Source organism: Shinella sp. H4-D48 (genome assembly GCF_022637395.1).
In the GTDB taxonomy this organism is placed as follows: Bacteria; Pseudomonadota; Alphaproteobacteria; order Rhizobiales; family Rhizobiaceae; genus Shinella; species Shinella sedimenti.
Map to the genome: position 1 here is coordinate 458,129 of NZ_CP093337.1, position 16,872 is coordinate 475,000.

The 16,872-nt window shown below is 62.5% G+C and carries 14 protein-coding genes (1 of these 14 running past the window's edge); 12 read left to right on the forward strand and 2 right to left on the reverse strand.

Annotated features, from left to right (window positions below; all coding sequences use genetic code 11):
* Window positions 1-2 precede the first annotated feature (2 nt).
* From MNR02_RS02185 to MNR02_RS02200, 4 genes are all read left to right on the forward strand, one after another.
* On the forward strand, window positions 3-869 hold the full coding sequence (locus tag MNR02_RS02185; protein ID WP_241947921.1) for a carbohydrate ABC transporter permease: 867 nt from the start codon (window positions 3-5) through the stop codon (window positions 867-869).
* Between the two features lie 11 nt (window positions 870-880).
* Window positions 881-1,759: a carbohydrate ABC transporter permease gene (locus MNR02_RS02190; protein WP_241947922.1), complete on the forward strand. Its 879-nt coding sequence runs from the start codon at window positions 881-883 to the stop codon at window positions 1,757-1,759.
* A gap of 13 nt (window positions 1,760-1,772) precedes the next feature.
* A complete protein-coding gene (locus MNR02_RS02195; protein ID WP_241947923.1) occupies window positions 1,773-2,192 on the forward strand; it encodes a DUF2160 domain-containing protein in 420 nt (139 codons plus the stop codon).
* Window positions 2,193-2,274: 82 nt separating this feature from the next.
* Window positions 2,275-3,996 carry an ABC transporter substrate-binding protein gene (locus tag MNR02_RS02200; RefSeq protein ID WP_241947924.1) on the forward strand — a complete coding sequence of 574 codons (1,722 nt, stop codon included), beginning with the start codon at window positions 2,275-2,277 and terminating at the stop codon, window positions 3,994-3,996.
* Between the two features lie 88 nt (window positions 3,997-4,084).
* Here the strand turns inward: MNR02_RS02200 and MNR02_RS02205 are convergent, their stop codons facing one another.
* Window positions 4,085-4,723, reverse strand: coding sequence for a TetR/AcrR family transcriptional regulator (locus MNR02_RS02205; protein ID WP_241947925.1), 639 nt, complete (start codon window positions 4,721-4,723; stop codon window positions 4,085-4,087).
* 90 nt (window positions 4,724-4,813) lie between these two features.
* Here MNR02_RS02205 and MNR02_RS02210 point away from each other — a divergent pair, with 90 nt between their 5' ends.
* From MNR02_RS02210 to clpB, 8 genes are all read left to right on the forward strand, one after another.
* Entirely contained in the window at window positions 4,814-5,770 is a 957-nt protein-coding gene (locus tag MNR02_RS02210; protein WP_241947926.1) for an oxidoreductase, read from the forward strand.
* 16 nt (window positions 5,771-5,786) lie between these two features.
* Window positions 5,787-6,353, forward strand: a complete 567-nt coding sequence (locus MNR02_RS02215) for a class I SAM-dependent methyltransferase (protein WP_241947927.1) — start codon at window positions 5,787-5,789, stop codon at window positions 6,351-6,353.
* Between the two features lie 128 nt (window positions 6,354-6,481).
* Entirely contained in the window at window positions 6,482-7,756 is a 1,275-nt protein-coding gene (locus tag MNR02_RS02220; RefSeq protein WP_241605935.1) for an aspartate kinase, read from the forward strand.
* An 86-nt stretch (window positions 7,757-7,842) separates the two neighbouring features.
* Entirely contained in the window at window positions 7,843-10,110 is a 2,268-nt protein-coding gene (gene ptsP, locus MNR02_RS02225) for a phosphoenolpyruvate--protein phosphotransferase (RefSeq protein WP_241947928.1), read from the forward strand.
* 22 nt (window positions 10,111-10,132) lie between these two features.
* Window positions 10,133-11,218, forward strand: a complete 1,086-nt coding sequence (gene prfA, locus MNR02_RS02230; protein ID WP_241947929.1) for a peptide chain release factor 1 — start codon at window positions 10,133-10,135, stop codon at window positions 11,216-11,218.
* Window positions 11,215-12,084, forward strand: a complete 870-nt coding sequence (prmC, locus tag MNR02_RS02235; RefSeq protein ID WP_241947930.1) for a peptide chain release factor N(5)-glutamine methyltransferase — start codon at window positions 11,215-11,217, stop codon at window positions 12,082-12,084. The genes prfA and prmC overlap by 4 nt, the downstream gene beginning before the upstream one ends.
* A gap of 330 nt (window positions 12,085-12,414) precedes the next feature.
* Window positions 12,415-13,077, forward strand: a complete 663-nt coding sequence (locus tag MNR02_RS02240) for a DUF4167 domain-containing protein (RefSeq protein ID WP_241605943.1) — start codon at window positions 12,415-12,417, stop codon at window positions 13,075-13,077.
* A gap of 253 nt (window positions 13,078-13,330) precedes the next feature.
* Window positions 13,331-15,937, forward strand: a complete 2,607-nt coding sequence (gene clpB, locus MNR02_RS02245; protein ID WP_241947931.1) for an ATP-dependent chaperone ClpB — start codon at window positions 13,331-13,333, stop codon at window positions 15,935-15,937.
* A gap of 69 nt (window positions 15,938-16,006) precedes the next feature.
* Here clpB and MNR02_RS02250 read toward each other — a convergent pair whose 3' ends face one another.
* Window positions 16,007-16,872, reverse strand: the end of a protein-coding gene (locus MNR02_RS02250) for a M23 family metallopeptidase (protein ID WP_241947932.1). The gene runs 1,084 nt beyond the window's last position; 866 of the gene's 1,950 nt are visible here — the last part of the coding sequence; its start codon lies beyond the right edge, outside the window; it ends in the stop codon at window positions 16,007-16,009.

Sequence of the window (16,872 nt, forward strand, 5' to 3'; positions counted from 1 at the left end):
CGATGAACAAGACCTGGAACAACAAGGCCTGGTTCATGGTGCTGCCGGTGCTGCTGCTGGTCGCGTTTTCGGCGGTCATTCCACTGATGACGGTCGTGAACTATTCCGTGCAGGATACGTTCGGCAACAACCAGTTCTTCTGGAACGGTGTGGGCTGGTTTTCCGATGTCATGGCATCGGATCGCTTCTGGCAGGCGCTTGGGCGCAACCTGCTGTTCTCCGTCATCATTCTCTCGATCGAAATCCCGCTCGGCATTCTGATTGCGCTCAACATGCCGAAGAAGGGCCTGGGCGTGCCCGTCTGCCTCGTCCTTATGGCGCTGCCTCTGCTCATTCCGTGGAATGTCGTCGGCACGATCTGGCAGGTCTTCGGCCGCGTCGATATCGGGCTGCTCGGCCATGCGCTGGTGTCGCTCGGTATCAGCTACAATTACGTCAACAACATCTTCGATGCCTGGATGACGCTCATCATCATGGACGTCTGGCACTGGACGAGCCTTGTCGTTCTCTTATGCTATGCGGGCCTCGTCTCCATTCCCGAAGCCTATTACCAGGCCGCCAAGATCGACGGCGCATCGCGCTGGGCGGTGTTCCGCTACATCCAGCTGCCGAAGATGAAGCGCGTGCTGCTGATCGCATTCCTGCTGCGCTTCATGGACAGCTTCATGATCTACACCGAGCCTTTCGTCGTCACGGGCGGCGGTCCGGGCAACTCCACCACGTTCCTGTCGATCGACCTCGTCAAGATGGCGATCGGCCAGTTCGACCTCGGCCCGGCTGCGGCCATGTCCATCATCTACTTCCTGATCATCCTGCTTCTGTCGTGGATCTTCTACACGGTCATGACCAGCAGCGATGAACAGGCGTGAGGGAGGAAACCATGACCTCACAGGCAACCAACGCAACCGCCTTTCAGGCCGCCGCCAGCGATACGCATACCAGGGCTAGCGTGCGCACCCGGCGCAGCCTCTCGTGGCTTGTCCCCACCCTTTACATCGTGTTTTTGCTTTTGCCGATCTACTGGCTGGTGAACATGAGCTTCAAGACGAACACGGAGATCATGACGTCGGTATCGTTGTGGCCGGCGAACCCGACGCTGAGGAACTATGCAGTGATTTTCACGGATCCGGCGTGGTATTCGGGCTATATCAACTCGATCCTGTATGTGGTCATGAACACGGTGATCTCGGTGTCGGTGGCGCTGCCGGCGGCCTATGCGTTCTCGCGCTACCGGTTTTTGGGCGACAAGCACCTGTTCTTCTGGCTCCTGACCAACCGCATGGCGCCGCCGGCGGTGTTTGCGCTGCCGTTCTTCCAGCTCTATTCGGCCTTCGGCCTGATCGACACCCACATCGCGGTGGCCATCGCGCATTGCCTGTTCAACGTGCCGCTGGCGGTGTGGATCCTGGAAGGCTTCATGTCGGGCGTGCCCAAGGAGATCGACGAGACCGCCTATATCGACGGCTATTCGTTCCCGCGCTTCTTCACCAGGATCTTCGTGCCGCTGATTGCGTCGGGCATCGGGGTGGCGGCGTTCTTCTGCTTCATGTTCTCCTGGGTGGAGCTTCTGATCGCCCGCACGCTGACGACGACGGACGCCAAGCCGATCGCCGCCACGATGACCCGCACGGTCTCGGCGTCGGGCATGGACTGGGGCGTGCTTGCCGCGGCCGGCGTGCTGACGATCATTCCGGGCGCGCTCGTCATCTACTTCGTGCGCAACTACATCGCCAAGGGCTTTGCCCTTGGCCGGGTCTGAAGGGGAGGGGCTTATGGTCGCCGTCGCCAACCGCAACACTCGCTGGCCGGTCGCACTCGCCGCCGTGCTCGTCCTCTATGCCGTGATTGTCGGGCTTCTCGTCGTCGCACTGCCCGTCAAGGACGGTGCGCGCGACTGGTTCGCCTCGCTCATCCCCGGCGGCTGGATGGCCTGGTCGTTCCCGACGGCCATGTTCTTCCTGACCATCTTCCTGTTGATCGCGCTGATGGCGGTCTGGGAATATGCGCGGCCCGGCGGTTCGCCGCGCATCGGCATCCTGCGCTTCGAGACGACACGCGGCGACCGGCTGTTCGTGTCGCTGCTCGGTTCGGCGTTCATTCATCTCGCATGGCTGGGGCTTGTCGGTCCCAACCTGTGGTGGGCTCTTGCCTTGTCCGTGGTCTACGCCATCGGCGTGTTCCGCTTCGTGTGAGGCAAAGGAATGAAGGTCCCGGGAGAGAGTGGAGGGACCTTCGCACATGCAGTCGCAATCGCAAAACCTTAGGGAGGATACCATGCGAACGCAACTTCTGACGACGACGGCAGCGATCTTGCTGGCGCTTACCGGCTCCGCCTTCGCGGACATGGACGCGGCCAAGAAGTTCCTGGATGCGGAGATCGGCGACCAGTCGGCGCTCGACCGCGCCGGCCAGGAAGCCGAGATGCAATGGTTCATCGATGCCGCCAAGCCCTTCGCCGGCATGGACATCAAGGTGGTCTCGGAAACCATCACGACGCATGAATACGAATCCAAGGTGCTGGCGCCGGCCTTCACCGCCATCACCGGCATCAAGATCACGCACGACCTGATCGGCGAGGGCGACGTCATCGAGAAGCTGCAGACGCAGATGCAGTCGGGCGAGAACATCTACGACGCCTATGTCAACGACAGTGACCTCATCGGCACCCACTGGCGCTACCAGCAGGCCCGCTCGCTGACCGACTTCATGGCCAATGAGGGCAAGGACGTCACCAATCCGGGCCTCGACATCGACGACTTCATCGGCAAGTCGTTCACGACGGCGCCGGATGGCAAGCTCTACCAGCTGCCCGACCAGCAGTTCGCCAACCTCTACTGGTTCCGCTACGACTGGTTCAACGACGAGAAGAACAAGGCCGACTTCAAGGCGAAGTACGGCTACGACCTCGGCGTGCCCGTCAACTGGTCGGCCTATGAGGATATCGCGGAATTCTTCACCGGCCGCGAGATCGACGGCAAGAAGGTCTATGGCCACATGGACTACGGCAAGAAGGATCCCTCGCTGGGCTGGCGCTTCACCGACGCCTGGCTGTCGATGGCCGGCAACGGCGACAAGGGCATTCCCAACGGCCTGCCGGTCGACGAATGGGGCATCAAGGTCGACGAGAACTCGCGTCCGGTCGGCTCGTGCGTGGCGCGCGGCGGCGACACCAACGGTCCTGCGGCCGTCTATTCGATCGAGAAATATCTCGAATGGCTGAAGGCCTATGCGCCGGCTGCCGCAGCCGGCATGACCTTCTCCGAATCCGGCCCGGTTCCCGCGCAGGGCGAGATCGCCCAGCAGATGTTCACCTATACGGCCTTCACGGCCGACTTCGTCAAGGAAGGCCTGCCCGTCGTCAATGAGGACGGCACGCCGAAGTGGCGCTTTGCGCCGTCCCCGCACGGTGTCTACTGGAAGGACGGCATGAAGCTCGGCTATCAGGACGCCGGCTCCTGGACGCTGATGAAGTCCACGCCTGACGACCGCGCCAAGGCCGCCTGGCTCTATGCGCAGTTCGTGACCTCCAAGACGGTGGACGTGAAGAAGAGCCATGTCGGCCTGACCTTCATCCGCCAGTCGACGCTCGACCACCAGTCGTTCACCGACCGCGCGCCCAAGCTCGGCGGCCTCGTGGAGTTCTACCGTTCGCCGGCCCGTCTGCAATGGTCGCCGACCGGCACGAACATCCCCGACTATCCGAAGCTGGCGCAGCTGTGGTGGCAGGCGATCGGCGATGCGTCCTCGGGCGCCAAGAGCGCGCAGGAAGCGATGGATTCGCTGTGCGCCGAGCAGGAGAAGGTGCTCGAACGCCTCGAACGCGCCGGCGTCCAGGGCGACATGGGTCCCAAGCTCGCCGAAGAGCACGATCTCGAATACTGGAACAAGGACGCCGTCGCAAAGGGCAACCTCGCACCTCAGCTCAAGATCGAAAACGAAAAGGAAAAACCAACCACCGTCAACTATGACGAACTCGTCAAATCCTGGCAGAAGTAAATGACGGGGCTGCGGGCGGCTTTCGCCCGCAGCCGATATTCTCGATCACTCTTGCCCGCGTGCCCTGGGGTGCGCGGGCCTTTTCGTTTCAGCCGAGTTTTTTCACCCAGAGCGTGTCGATGATGGTGGGAAAAAGGGTTTCAAGCGCTCCGTCGTCATGCTCTTCCCCGCAGCAATCGACCACGCGCGCGAGTTTCTTGTCGAGCGTCAGATGGGCAAAGCCGTGCGCCGTCGACCAGATGCCGATAAGCATGGCCTCGCCGTCCTGATCGAGTTCGGCATCGTCTGGCCGATTGCGGATGGCAAGTACGGTTTTTGCCAGCGCCTCCCACGCCCGCTCGGTTGCCGCCTCCAGCGCGGGCTTCTCCTTGAGAAGGAGATCATGGCGAAACATCAGGTGAAAGCGGCCCGGAAAATCAACGGCAAACCGCACATAGGCGACACACTGCGCCTTGAGCCGGTCGGCCGGCGAGCCGTTCGCGCCAGCCGCCTTGAGCCGGTTGGCCAGCTCCTGATAGCCGAGAGCCGCCACCTCGGTCAGGAGACCGGGCGAGCCGCCGAAATGGTGTGAGGGGGCGGCCGGTGATACGCCGGCGCGGCGCGCCGTCTCGCGCAGGGTGAACCCTTCGAGGCCCTTTTCAGCCAGCAGGTCATCGGCGGCGTGGATCAGCGCATCGCGCAGGTCGCCGTGGTGATAGCCGCGTTCGGCGGTCTTCGTCTTTTTCATAGCATTCTCACCCAAAGGTATCTTTACAGTGTAAAGATCATGCGCTAGTTCAATGTGAACACTGTTCAGATTTTCTGCGGGGGTATCATAATGCGTGCAGTCGATGTGGCAACCACCCAGCAGGCGACAGACGGGGAACCGTTTACATTGGCAAGCATGCCCGACCAGACCGGGCGCCTCGCCGTCGTCACCGGCGCCAATAGCGGGCTCGGCTTTCTGACAGCCCGCAACCTTTCGCGAAAGGGTGCGCGCGTCATCATGACGGCACGCGACGAGGCCAAGGGACAGGCGGCGCTGAGACGCATCAAGGCCGAGCTTCCGGATGCCGCCGTCGAGCTTCGCCGGCTCGATCTTGCCGATCTCGACAACGTCGCCGCCTTCGCCGAACATCTTGTGGCTGACGGCCTTCCGCTTGATCTTCTCATCAACAATGCCGGCGTGATGATGCCGCCGCGCGGGCTGACCCGGCAAGGGCATGAGACGCAGTTCGGCGTCAACCACCTCGCGCATTTCGCCCTGACGCTACGTTTGCTGCCTCTGCTATCCAAGGCGACCGGCGCGCGCGTGGTTACGGTCAGCTCCGACCTTCATCGCCGCGGCCGTATCCATTTCGAAGACCTCACGGGCGAGAGGAGCTACAGCAGGCTTGGTTTTTATGCTCAGTCCAAGTTCGCAAATGTGCTGTTCGGTTTGGAGCTCGACCGGCGGCTTAAGGCGGCCGGACTGCCGGTCATCAGTATACTCGCGCATCCCGGCTTCGCCGCGACCAACCTGCAGACCAGTGGCACCACGGGCCTGTTGCGCCTCTTCATGCGCATTGGCACCCGGTTCCTCGCCCAGGATGCGGAGCAGGGCGTGCTGAATCAGCTCTATGCCGCAACGGCGGAAGGACTTCACGGGGGCGAGTTCATCGGCCCGGCCGGCTTTCGTGAAATGCGGGGCCCGCCGTCCCGCGTGCGACCCTTGCCGGCAGCGACGGATCGCGATCTCGCCGTTCGCCTTTGGACGCTTTCCGAGACGCTTACCCATCTGAAATTCCCGATGTGACTGCGGAGCACGACCAATGACGACAGCGACGATGGACTCCTGCCATTTCTTCCGTGCCTGGATCCGCGACCCGCTGCGGGTGGCTTCCATTACGCCGTCGGGCAATTCCCTGTCCGATCTGATCGTGCGCGAGATCGGGCCCGAGATGGGACGGGTGATCGAGCTTGGGCCAGGGACCGGCGTCTTCACCCGTGCTCTGCTGCGGCGTGGGGTCGCGGAGGAGGATATCGTTCTCGTGGAGAACGGGCCGGAATTTGCCGGCCTTCTGCGGATGCGCTTCCCGAAAGCGAAGGTCGTCTGTGCGGATGCGGCCAAGCTCGCCCGCTTCTGCCCCGAACCGGCGGGAGCGGCGATCAGTGGTCTGCCCCTGCTTTCCATGCGTCCCGAGAAGGTCTTCGCCATTCTCGCCGGTACGTTCAGTCGCCTTGGCGAGGGAGCAGCCCTCTATCAGTTCACCTATGGTCTGCGGTGCCCCGTTCCGCGCGCCGTTCTCGATCGGCTGGATCTCTCCGCCGTCCGCATCGGGAGCACGATGCGCAATCTGCCGCCCGCCTTCGTTTACCGCATCAGCCGCGCCCGCTAGAGTGCCTTTCCGCCGCACCGTACCCATTGGTACAGTTTGCGCATTGCACAGCGCTGGGTCTTCGGCTAAGAGACGCCGCGGTTTCTCCCGCGCGCCCGCGCGCACATATGGAATAGCGGTACATACCCATGGCACGCATCGTGATGAAATTCGGCGGCACCTCCGTCGCGGACCTCGACCGTATCCACAATGTGGCCCGTCATGTGAAACGTGAAGTCGAGGCCGGCCATGAGGTGGCGGTTGTCGTTTCGGCCATGTCCGGCAAGACGAACGAACTGGTCGGATGGGTGCAGAACATGCCGAAGGTGACGGGTGCAAGCTCGCCTTTCTACGATGCGCGCGAATATGACGCCATCGTCGCCTCGGGCGAGCTCGTCACTGCCGGCCTTCTCGCCATCGCGCTGCAGTCGATGGGTATCGATGCCCGCTCCTGGCAGGGTTGGCAGATCCCGATCCGCACGGACAACGCGCATGGCGCGGCTCGTATCCTCGATATCGACGGCGCCGAGATGATTCGCCGCATGGGCACGGGGCAGGTCGCCGTCGTTGCCGGCTTCCAAGGGCTCGGCCCTGATAACCGCGTGGCGACGCTCGGTCGCGGCGGTTCGGATACGTCGGCGGTCGCCATCGCTGCGGCCGTCAAGGCAGACCGTTGCGATATCTATACCGACGTGGACGGCGTTTATACGACCGATCCGCGCATCGAGCCCAAGGCCCGCCGCCTGAAGAAGATCGCCTTCGAGGAAATGCTCGAAATGGCGTCGCTCGGCGCCAAGGTGCTTCAGGTGCGCTCCGTCGAGCTGGCCATGGTGCACAAGGTGCGCACCTTCGTTCGTTCCTCCTTCGAGGACCCCGATGCACCGGGCATGGGCGATCTTCTGAACCCGCCCGGTACGCTGATTTGTGATGAGGATGAGATCGTGGAACAGGAAGTCGTAACCGGCATCGCCTATGCCAAGGATGAAGCGCAGATCTCGCTCCGCCGCGTCGCCGACCGGCCGGGTGTTTCCGCTGCGATCTTCGGCCCGCTGGCCGAAGCCCATATCAATGTCGATATGATCGTCCAGAACATCTCCGAGGACGGCTCCAAGACCGACATGACCTTCACGGTCCCGTTCGGTGACGTCGAGAAGGCGCTCAAGGTTCTCGAAGCGGCAAAGGCGCAGGTCGGCTTCGACGTGATCCAGCACGAGACGGGCCTGGTCAAGGTTTCCGTCATCGGCATCGGCATGCGCAGCCATGCGGGCGTCGCCGCTTCGGCCTTCCGCGCGCTCGCCGAGAAGGGCATCAACATCAAGGCGATCACCACCTCGGAGATCAAGATCTCCATCCTGATCGACGGTCCCTATGCCGAACTTGCCGTTCGGACTTTGCATTCCGTCTACGGTCTCGATAAGAAGTAAGCACCGGCTGACTCGGCGTCGATCTCAGGATCGCCGGCGTAGGCATGCGCCGGTGGAGTAATGTCATTTTCGGGAGACGCCACGCGATGAGAGACCTCTCCGCGGGTCCGCGCGTTCTTCTCAAGCGGCTGCGCGAAATCATGGCGGAGCCGCTAGAGCCGCAGGAACGCCTTGACCAGATCGTGCGCCAGATCGCGCAGAACATGGTCGCGGAAGTGTGTTCCGTCTACGTGCTGCGTTCCGACGGCGTTCTGGAGCTTTACGCCACAGAAGGTCTCAATCCCGGTGCTGTTCACCTTGCCCAGCTGAAAATGGGGCAAGGTCTCGTCGGCACCATTGCCGCATCCGCGCGGCCCCTGAACCTTTCCGACGCACAATCGCATCCCGCCTTCACCTATCTCCCGGAAACAGGCGAAGAGATCTACCATTCGTTCCTCGGCGTACCCATCTTGCGGACGGGCAGGGCGCTCGGCGTGCTTGTTGTACAGAACAAGGCAAGCCGCACCTATCGCGAGGACGAGGTGGAGGCTCTTGAAACGACGGCGATGGTGATCGCCGAAATGGTGGCGACCGGTGAGCTGAAGAAGCTCACCAAGCCCGGCCTGGAACTCGACCTGTCCCGGCCCGTCTCGATCGAGGGCGCGAGCTTCGGCGAGGGCATTGGCCTCGGCTATGTCGTGCTGCACGAGCCGCGCATCGTCGTCACCAACCTGCTCAATGAGGATTCCGAGCACGAACTTGGTCGCCTGGCCGAAGCGCTCGGATCCCTGCGCATTTCCATCGACGACATGCTGTCGCGCCGCGAGGTGTCGATGGAGGGCGAGCACCGCGAGGTGCTGGAAACCTACCGCATGTTCGCGCATGACCGCGGCTGGGTCAGGAAGCTAGAAGAGGCGATCCGCAACGGCCTTACCGCCGAGGCTGCCGTCGAGCGCGTGCAGAGCGAAACCAAGGCGCGCATGATCCGCCTGACGGATCCGTATCTGCGCGAGCGCATGCACGATTTCGACGACCTGGCCAACCGGCTGCTGCGCCAGCTCACCGGCTACGGCGCGAAGCTTTCGGCAAGCAACTTCCCGAACGATGCGATCGTCGTGGCGCGCGCCATGGGCGCGGCCGAGCTGCTCGACTATCCGCGCGAGAACGTGCGTGGCCTCGTTCTGGAGGATGGCGCGGTCACAAGCCATGTCGTCATCGTGGCGCGTGCGATGGGTATTCCCGTCGTCGGGCAGGCGGCCGGGGTGGTCGCACTGGCGGAAAATGGCGACGCGATCATCATCGACGGAGATGACGGGCGCGTGCACCTGCGCCCGCTGCCCGATCTCCAGCGTTCCTACGAGGAGAAGGTGCGTTTCCGCGCCCGACGGCAGGAACAGTATCGCGCGCTGCGCGCCGTCGAGCCTGTGACGAAGGACGGGCGGGAGATCAATCTCCAGATGAATGCCGGCCTGCTGGTCGACCTGCCGCATCTCAACGAATCCGGCGCGTCCGGCATCGGCCTTTTCCGCACCGAATTGCAGTTCATGATCGCCTCGACGATGCCGAAGGCGGAGGAACAGGAAGCCTTTTACCGCAATGTGCTGAAGCACGCCGCGGGACGCCCGGTGACGTTTCGCACGCTCGATATCGGCGGCGACAAGGTCGTGCCGTATTTCCGCGCGGCCGAGGAAGAGAACCCGGCGCTCGGCTGGCGGGCCATCCGCCTGTCACTCGACCGGCCCGGCCTGCTGCGTACGCAGCTTCGCGCCATGCTGCGGGCCGCCGCCGGCGCCGATCTGCGGTTGATGCTGCCGATGGTGACGGAGGTTTCGGAGCTGCGCGAGGTGCGCGGCCTCCTGCAAAAGGAAATCCAGCGGCAGTCGAAGATCGGCGAACAGCTGCCAAAGAAGCTGCAGTTCGGCGCCATGCTCGAAGTGCCGGCGCTGCTCTGGCAACTCGATGAACTGATGGCCGAGGTCGACTTCGTGTCGGTCGGCTCGAACGATCTCTTCCAGTTTGCGATGGCGGTTGACCGGGGCAATGCCCGTGTCGCTGATCGTTTCGATACGCTGGGCCGTCCATTCCTGCGCATCCTGCGCGACATTGTTCGCGCCGGCGAGCGCAACGAGACCTCGGTGACACTTTGCGGCGAGATGGCTAGCAAGCCGATTTCGGCCATGGCGCTGCTGGGCATCGGTTTCCGTTCCGTTTCGATGTCGCCGGCGGCTATCGGGCCGGTCAAGTCGATGTTGCTATCGCTCGATGTGGCGAAGCTGGAATCGGTGCTGATGCCGGCTCTCGACGATCTGCGGCCGGTGGCCTCCATCCGCCAGATCCTTGCCGACTTCGCGGCCGAAAACGGCATTACGCTTTAAAGAAATGATGGGAGTCTGAACGGTGGCGAAGCTTCCCGTTGAAAAGATGCGCGAACTCGAACGCCGTTTCGGCGAGATCGAGGCCCGCATGTCGGCGGGTCCGGATTCGGAGACCTATGTGCGCCTCGCCTCCGAATATTCCGAGCTTCAGCCGGTCGTGACGAAGGTGCGCGAATACGAGAAGGTCGCTGGCGAGCTCGGCGATCTCGAGGCGCTGCTGGCGGACAAGACGACCGACCGCGAGATGCGCGACCTTGCGGACATGGAGCTGCCGGAACTCAAGGAGCGGCTCGAGGCGCTGGAAAAGGAGATGCAGATCCTGCTTCTCCCGAAGGATGCCGCCGACGAGAAGAGTGCTATCCTTGAAATCCGCGCGGGAACAGGCGGTTCGGAGGCGGCTCTGTTTGCCGGCGACCTTTTCCGTATGTACGAGCGTTATGCCGCCGGCAATGGCTGGAAGGTGGAGGTCATCTCCTCAAGCGAAGGCGAGGCCGGCGGCTTCAAGGAAATCATTGCGACCATTACCGGCCGGGGCGTCTTTGCCAAGCTGAAGTTCGAATCGGGTGTCCACCGCGTCCAGCGCGTGCCGGAAACCGAGGCAAGCGGCCGCATTCACACATCTGCGGCGACGGTCGCCGTGCTGCCCGAGGCCGAGGAGATCGATGTCGAGGTCCGGCCCGAGGATATCCGCATCGATACGATGCGCTCATCCGGCGCGGGCGGTCAGCACGTCAACACGACGGACTCTGCCGTTCGCATCACGCACCTGCCGACCGGCATCGTGGTGACGAGTTCGGAGAAGTCGCAGCATCAGAACCGCGCCAAAGCCATGCAGATCCTGCGCTCGCGGCTCTATGACATGGAACGTCAGCGTGCCGACAGCGAACGGTCCGCCGACCGCAAGAGCCAGGTGGGGTCCGGCGATCGCTCGGAGCGCATCCGCACGTACAATTTCCCGCAGGGGCGCGTGACCGACCACCGCATCAACCTAACCCTCTACAAGCTCGACCGGATGATGATGGGCGAGATCGACGAGGTGGTGGACGCGCTGCTGGCGGATTATCAGGCGGGCCTTCTCGCGCAGCTCGGCGAACAGGGCCGGCCATGAGCACGACACTTGCCGAGGCGCTTGCCACGGCGCGGCGGCGCCTGGAAGATGCGGGCATTGCGGATGCGGCGCGCGACGCGCGGATTTTGCTCGATGGGCTTCTCCATCTGTCGTCCACGGCCTTCCTTGTCGATGGAGACCGCCCCCTGACAGCCAAACAACTCGCGACGATTCGGGGTGCGATCGAGCGCCGCGTCGCGCGTGAACCGGTGCATCGCATTCTCGGTCGCCGCGCGTTCTCGCGGCTCGACCTCATACTTTCCCCTGATACACTTGAACCGCGACCGGACACCGAGATCCTCGTGGACACGCTTGTGCCCTATGCGCGCCGCTTCGTTGCTGAGCGGGGCGCTTGCCGCATCCTCGATCTTGGAACCGGCACGGGGGCGATCTGTCTTGCCCTGCTCGATCTGGTGCAGGGGGCAACGGGCGTGGGCGCGGATGTTACCAGAGGCGCCCTTGAAACCGCGATGCGCAATGCCGACATGAATGGTCTCGCGGACCGCTTCGAAGTGGTTGAAAGCGACTGGTTTGCGGCGGTAACCGGGGTGTTCGACATTATCGTGTCAAATCCGCCCTATATCGTGCATTCCTTGCTCGAGACGCTGGACGAAGAGGTCCGGCTACATGATCCGATAATGGCGCTGGATGGCGGCGACGACGGGCTCGATGCCTACCGCGCCATAGCGGACAGTGCCGCCGATCACCTCGGGCAGGACGGCCTGGTGGCTTATGAGATCGGCTACGACCAGAAGACATCCGTAACCGGGATCATGCGCGAAAAAGGTTTTGCGCGAATCGCAGCGGTAGAGGATCTTGGCGGCAACGATCGTGTCCTCGTCTTTTCCAAGACAGTATCTTTGTAACCTATGCTGCCGCATTGCAGCAAATTCCGCAGTCGCAAAGAAAAAGCTTGGAATTGTGAAGGAAGCGGGATACGTTGCGGCCACGCACTGGGCAAGAGGTCATGGCGCAGCGATTTGTGCCGCGTGACCCGATCGTGAGGATTGCTCTCTCGAAGAGTTGCTAGGGTTGAAGACTTCCCTGTGCGGGTACCTGTTAATTTGACGTCTTACGGCGACAGGACCACCGGCCGGCGTGGTTTGCCCGCGGGTAAGGATGTTTGATCTGGCGTGTCCCGATCAGGCTGCAGATACATGAATCATCGATACATGGATACGTTAGGTGAGTGACATATGAGGCCAGGACAGCAAAACAAGCGCGGCCGCGGGCGTAATAATAACAACAACAATAATAACAATAACAACAACAACCACCGCAAGGGCGGTAATCCGTTGACGCGAACTTACGACAGTTCTGGTCCGGATGTGAAAATCAGGGGCACGGCCCAGCATATTGCAGAAAAATATGCAGCCTTGGCTCGCGACGCCCAGAGCGCCGGTGACCGCGTCATCGCGGAAAACTACCTCCAGCACGCAGAGCACTATAACCGCATCATCGCTGCTGCACAGGCGCAGATGCAGGAGCGCGCTCCGCGCGAAGACCGCCACGATGGCGGCGACCGCAATGACTACAATGATCGCGACGGTTTTGACCGGGATCATGACGATGATGTCGGGCATGGCGAGGAGCAGCAGGCTCCCGTTGCTGCCGCGGCGGCTGTGGCCGCTGACGAACCCGTTGTCGATGGCTCCGGCCCACAGCCGGTGATCGAAGGAACGCCGGCGGAAGTGGCACTCGAAGAAGAAGGTGCTGCGCCCGCTTCCGGCCGTGCACCGCGTCGCCGCGCTGCCGCCCGTCCGCGCCGCCCACGCCGCGGAGAGGCCCAAGCTGCAGGTGGTGAGGACGGTCAGTCCGGCGGCGACGACGCCCCGGCCCTCGAAACCGCTTCCGAATAGGCAAAACCTGCCTTTAACCATTGCAGAACCCGGCTTCGTGCCGGGTTCTTGCGTTTCGGCAAGTGCCGGAAAAATCTGCGGCGACGGAGCCTGCGCTCCTTTAATTCCGAAAAATTCGCTACCATATTCTTCACAGACGATTGACCGGCAGCAAGGCTGGCCTATCGCATCTATGAGAGGCTTGCCTTTGAGGGAGCCTTATCCTGAATCATCGACCGGTGCCTGAAGGGCCGGCCGAGTTATGGAGGCCTATATGAATATCGAAAAATACTCCGAACGCGTTCGCGGTTTTCTGCAATCCGCTCAGACCAAGGCGCTCGCGGACGGAAACCCGCAGTTCACCCCCGAACATGTGCTGAAAGTGCTGCTCGATGACGAGCAGGGCATGGCGACTTCGCTCATCGAGCGGGCCGGCGGTAATGCGCGTGACGCAAGGATCGCCAACGATGCTGCCCTTGCCAAGCTGCCCAAGGTTTCCGGCGGCAACGGGCAGGTCTACCTGTCGCAGCCGCTTGCTAAGGTCTTCACCACCGCCGAGGACGCCGCCAGCAAGGCCGGTGACAGCTTCGTCACCGTCGAGCGCCTGTTGTTGGCACTGGCTATCGAGAAATCCGCTGCGACGTCGGATATTCTGGCAAAGGCCGGCGTGACGGCCACGAAACTCAATCAGGTTATCAACGACATCCGAAAGGGCCGGACCGCCGATACGGCGAGCGCCGAGCAGGGTTTTGATTCGCTGAAGAAGTTCGCCCGTGACCTGACCGCCGACGCGCGGGAGGGCCGCCTCGATCCGGTCATCGGCCGGGACGACGAAATCCGCCGCACGATCCAGGTGCTGTCGCGCCGCACCAAGAACAACCCGGTTCTCATCGGTGAACCCGGCGTCGGCAAGACGGCAATCGCCGAAGGCCTCGCGCTGCGCATCGTCAATGGGGACGTGCCCGAAAGCCTCAAAGAGAAAAAGCTGATGGCGCTCGACATGGGCGCGCTGATTGCCGGTGCAAAATATCGCGGTGAATTCGAGGAACGCCTGAAGGCCGTTCTCGCCGAAGTGCAGGCGGAAGACGGCGAGATCATTCTGTTCATCGACGAGATGCACACCCTGGTCGGCGCCGGCAAGGCGGAGGGAGCGATGGACGCCTCCAACCTGCTGAAGCCCGCGCTTGCCCGTGGTGAGCTGCACTGCGTCGGCGCGACCACGCTTGACGAGTATCGCAAGCATGTCGAGAAGGACGCGGCTCTCGCCCGCCGGTTCCAGCCGGTGATGGTGAACGAGCCGACGGTGGAGGACACGATCTCCATTCTGCGCGGCCTGAAGGAGAAGTACGAGCAGCACCACAAGGTCCGGATCTCCGACTCTGCTCTTGTCGCGGCTGCGACCCTTTCAAACCGCTACATCTCGGATCGCTTCCTGCCTGACAAAGCAATCGACCTGATGGACGAAGCCGCCTCGCGGCTGCGCATGCAGGTGGATTCCAAACCGGAAGAGCTCGACGAACTCGACCGCCGGATCATCCAGCTGAAGATCGAGCGGGAGGCCCTGAAAAAGGAAACCGACCGCGCATCGCACGATCGTCTCGAAAAACTCGAGATCGACCTCGCGGCGATCGAGGAGGAAGCCTCTGCGCTGACGGCACGCTGGCAGGCGGAAAAATCCAAGCTGGGCCGCGCCGCCGATCTCAAGCGGCAGCTCGACGAGTTGCGTAACGAACTTGCGATTTCTCAGCGCAAGGGCGAATTCCAGCGCGCCGGCGAACTGGCCTACGGCATTATTCCAAAGCTCGAAAAGGAGTTGGAGGAAGCCGAAGGCCGTGATGCCGGAGATGTCGATCCGATGGTGCAGGAGGTCGTGACCGCCGACAACATCGCACATGTGGTGTCGCGGTGGACGGGCATTCCCGTGGACAAGATGCTGGAAGGCGAACGCGACAAGCTGCTCAGGATGGAAGACGAGCTCGCCAAGTGGGTCGTCGGCCAGGGCGATGCCGTCCAGGCGGTTTCGCGTGCCGTGCGCCGCGCCCGCGCCGGGTTGCAGGATCCGAACCGGCCGATTGGCTCGTTCATCTTCCTCGGCCCGACCGGCGTTGGCAAGACGGAGCTGACCAAGGCGCTCGCCCGCTTCCTCTTCGATGACGAGACGGCGATCCAGCGCATGGACATGTCGGAATACATGGAGAAACACTCCGTGGCCCGGCTGATCGGTGCGCCTCCCGGCTATGTTGGTTACGAGGAAGGCGGTGCGCTTACCGAATCCATCCGTCGTCGGCCCTACCAGGTCGTGCTGTTCGACGAAATCGAGAAAGCGCATCCGGATGTCTTCAACGTGCTGCTGCAGGTTCTCGATGATGGTCGTCTGACCGATGGACAGGGCCGTACCGTGGACTTCCGCAACACGATGATCATCATGACCTCGAACCTCGGTGCCGAATACCTCACGGCGCTCGGAGAGAACGAGGACAGCGACAAGGTTCGCGACCAGGTGATGGACGTTGTGAAGATGGCGTTCCGCCCGGAATTCCTGAACCGCGTCGACGAGATCATCCTGTTCCATCGCCTGCGGCGGTCGGAAATGGGTGCGATCGTCGATATCCAGATGGCCCGCCTGCGCAGGCTTCTGGAAGATCGCAAGATCGTTCTCGAACTTGACGAGGAGGCCGTGCACTGGCTGGCCGAGAAGGGCTACGATCCGGTCTATGGTGCGCGTCCGCTGAAGCGTGCGATCCAGAAGCACCTTCAGGATCCGCTCGCCGAGAAGATCCTGGCGGGTGATATCCCCGACGGATCCATCGTCAAGGTCACTGCGGGCTCCGACCGCCTGCTGTTTTCGCCGCGCGGTGCCGCGGTCAGCAAGGCGGCCTGACCACCGGGATTGCATAAAATAAAAAGCGCGGGTGAAAGCCCGCGCTTTTTGCCGTTTTTTGGGATTCGATCAGCGCGTTTCGGCCAGTTCGGTCGAGCTTTCTCCGCTGCCGAGCAGATCGTCGATGCGCTTGCGTTCGCTTTCGAACTTCGCGAGCGCCTTGCCCTCCAGCGACTTTCCGCCGGGCAGGCGGATTTTCAGGGCATCCACCTTGTTGCCGTTTACGATCAGCTCGTAATGCAGGTGAGGGCCGGTGGAGAGGCCGGTCGAACCGACATACCCGATGACCTGACCCTGTCTTACCTTGACGCCCGGCTTGATGCCCTTGGCGATGGCGTTCTGGTGATTGTAGGACGAAACATATCCGTTGGCGTGCCGGATCAGCGTCTGGTTTCCGTAGCCGCCGGAATCCCAGCCGGCCTTTTCCACGACGCCGTTGCCCGCCGCGATGATCGGCGTGCCACGTGGGGCGGCCCAGTCCACGCCGGTATGCATGCGCGAAAAGCCGAGGATCGGATGGCGCCGCATGCCGAAGCCGGAGCGAAACACGCCGTTGGGAACCGGGTTGCGCAACAGGAACTGCCGGATGCTCTTGCCGTCGCGATCGTAATAATCGACGGAATCGTCTTCCGGGTTCTGGAAACGGTAGACCCGCGTTTCGGTATCTCCGAACTTGGCGTCGAGCAGCAGGATTTCGGAGCCTTCAGCGGCCGTGCCGTTCTGGTCCGTGACGGAGAAGAACGCCTCGAGTGAATCCGTCGGCCGCAGCTGCGCCTGGAAATCGACATTGCTGGCGAGGATGCGGATCATCTCGGCCGTCATATCTTGGCCCATGCCGTAGGACAGTGCGGCGCGGTAGATGCCGTCATAGACGCGCGGCAGGTCGCGGCCGGCAATGATCGTCGGCCGGTCGTCATCGTCGAAGGCCGTTGCTA

Coding starts and splice junctions, on each gene's coding strand:
- MNR02_RS02185 (WP_241947921.1), top strand. CDS start 3: ATGAACAAGACCTGGAACAACAAGGCCTGGTTCATGGTGCTGCCGGTG.
- MNR02_RS02190 (WP_241947922.1), top strand. CDS start 881: ATGACCTCACAGGCAACCAACGCAACCGCCTTTCAGGCCGCCGCCAGC.
- MNR02_RS02195 (WP_241947923.1), top strand. CDS start 1,773: ATGGTCGCCGTCGCCAACCGCAACACTCGCTGGCCGGTCGCACTCGCC.
- MNR02_RS02200 (WP_241947924.1), top strand. CDS start 2,275: ATGCGAACGCAACTTCTGACGACGACGGCAGCGATCTTGCTGGCGCTT.
- MNR02_RS02205 (WP_241947925.1), bottom strand. CDS start 4,723: ATGAAAAAGACGAAGACCGCCGAACGCGGCTATCACCACGGCGACCTG.
- MNR02_RS02210 (WP_241947926.1), top strand. CDS start 4,814: ATGCGTGCAGTCGATGTGGCAACCACCCAGCAGGCGACAGACGGGGAA.
- MNR02_RS02215 (WP_241947927.1), top strand. CDS start 5,787: ATGACGACAGCGACGATGGACTCCTGCCATTTCTTCCGTGCCTGGATC.
- MNR02_RS02220 (WP_241605935.1), top strand. CDS start 6,482: ATGGCACGCATCGTGATGAAATTCGGCGGCACCTCCGTCGCGGACCTC.
- ptsP (WP_241947928.1), top strand. CDS start 7,843: ATGAGAGACCTCTCCGCGGGTCCGCGCGTTCTTCTCAAGCGGCTGCGC.
- prmC (WP_241947930.1), top strand. CDS start 11,215: ATGAGCACGACACTTGCCGAGGCGCTTGCCACGGCGCGGCGGCGCCTG.
- MNR02_RS02240 (WP_241605943.1), top strand. CDS start 12,415: ATGAGGCCAGGACAGCAAAACAAGCGCGGCCGCGGGCGTAATAATAAC.
- clpB (WP_241947931.1), top strand. CDS start 13,331: ATGAATATCGAAAAATACTCCGAACGCGTTCGCGGTTTTCTGCAATCC.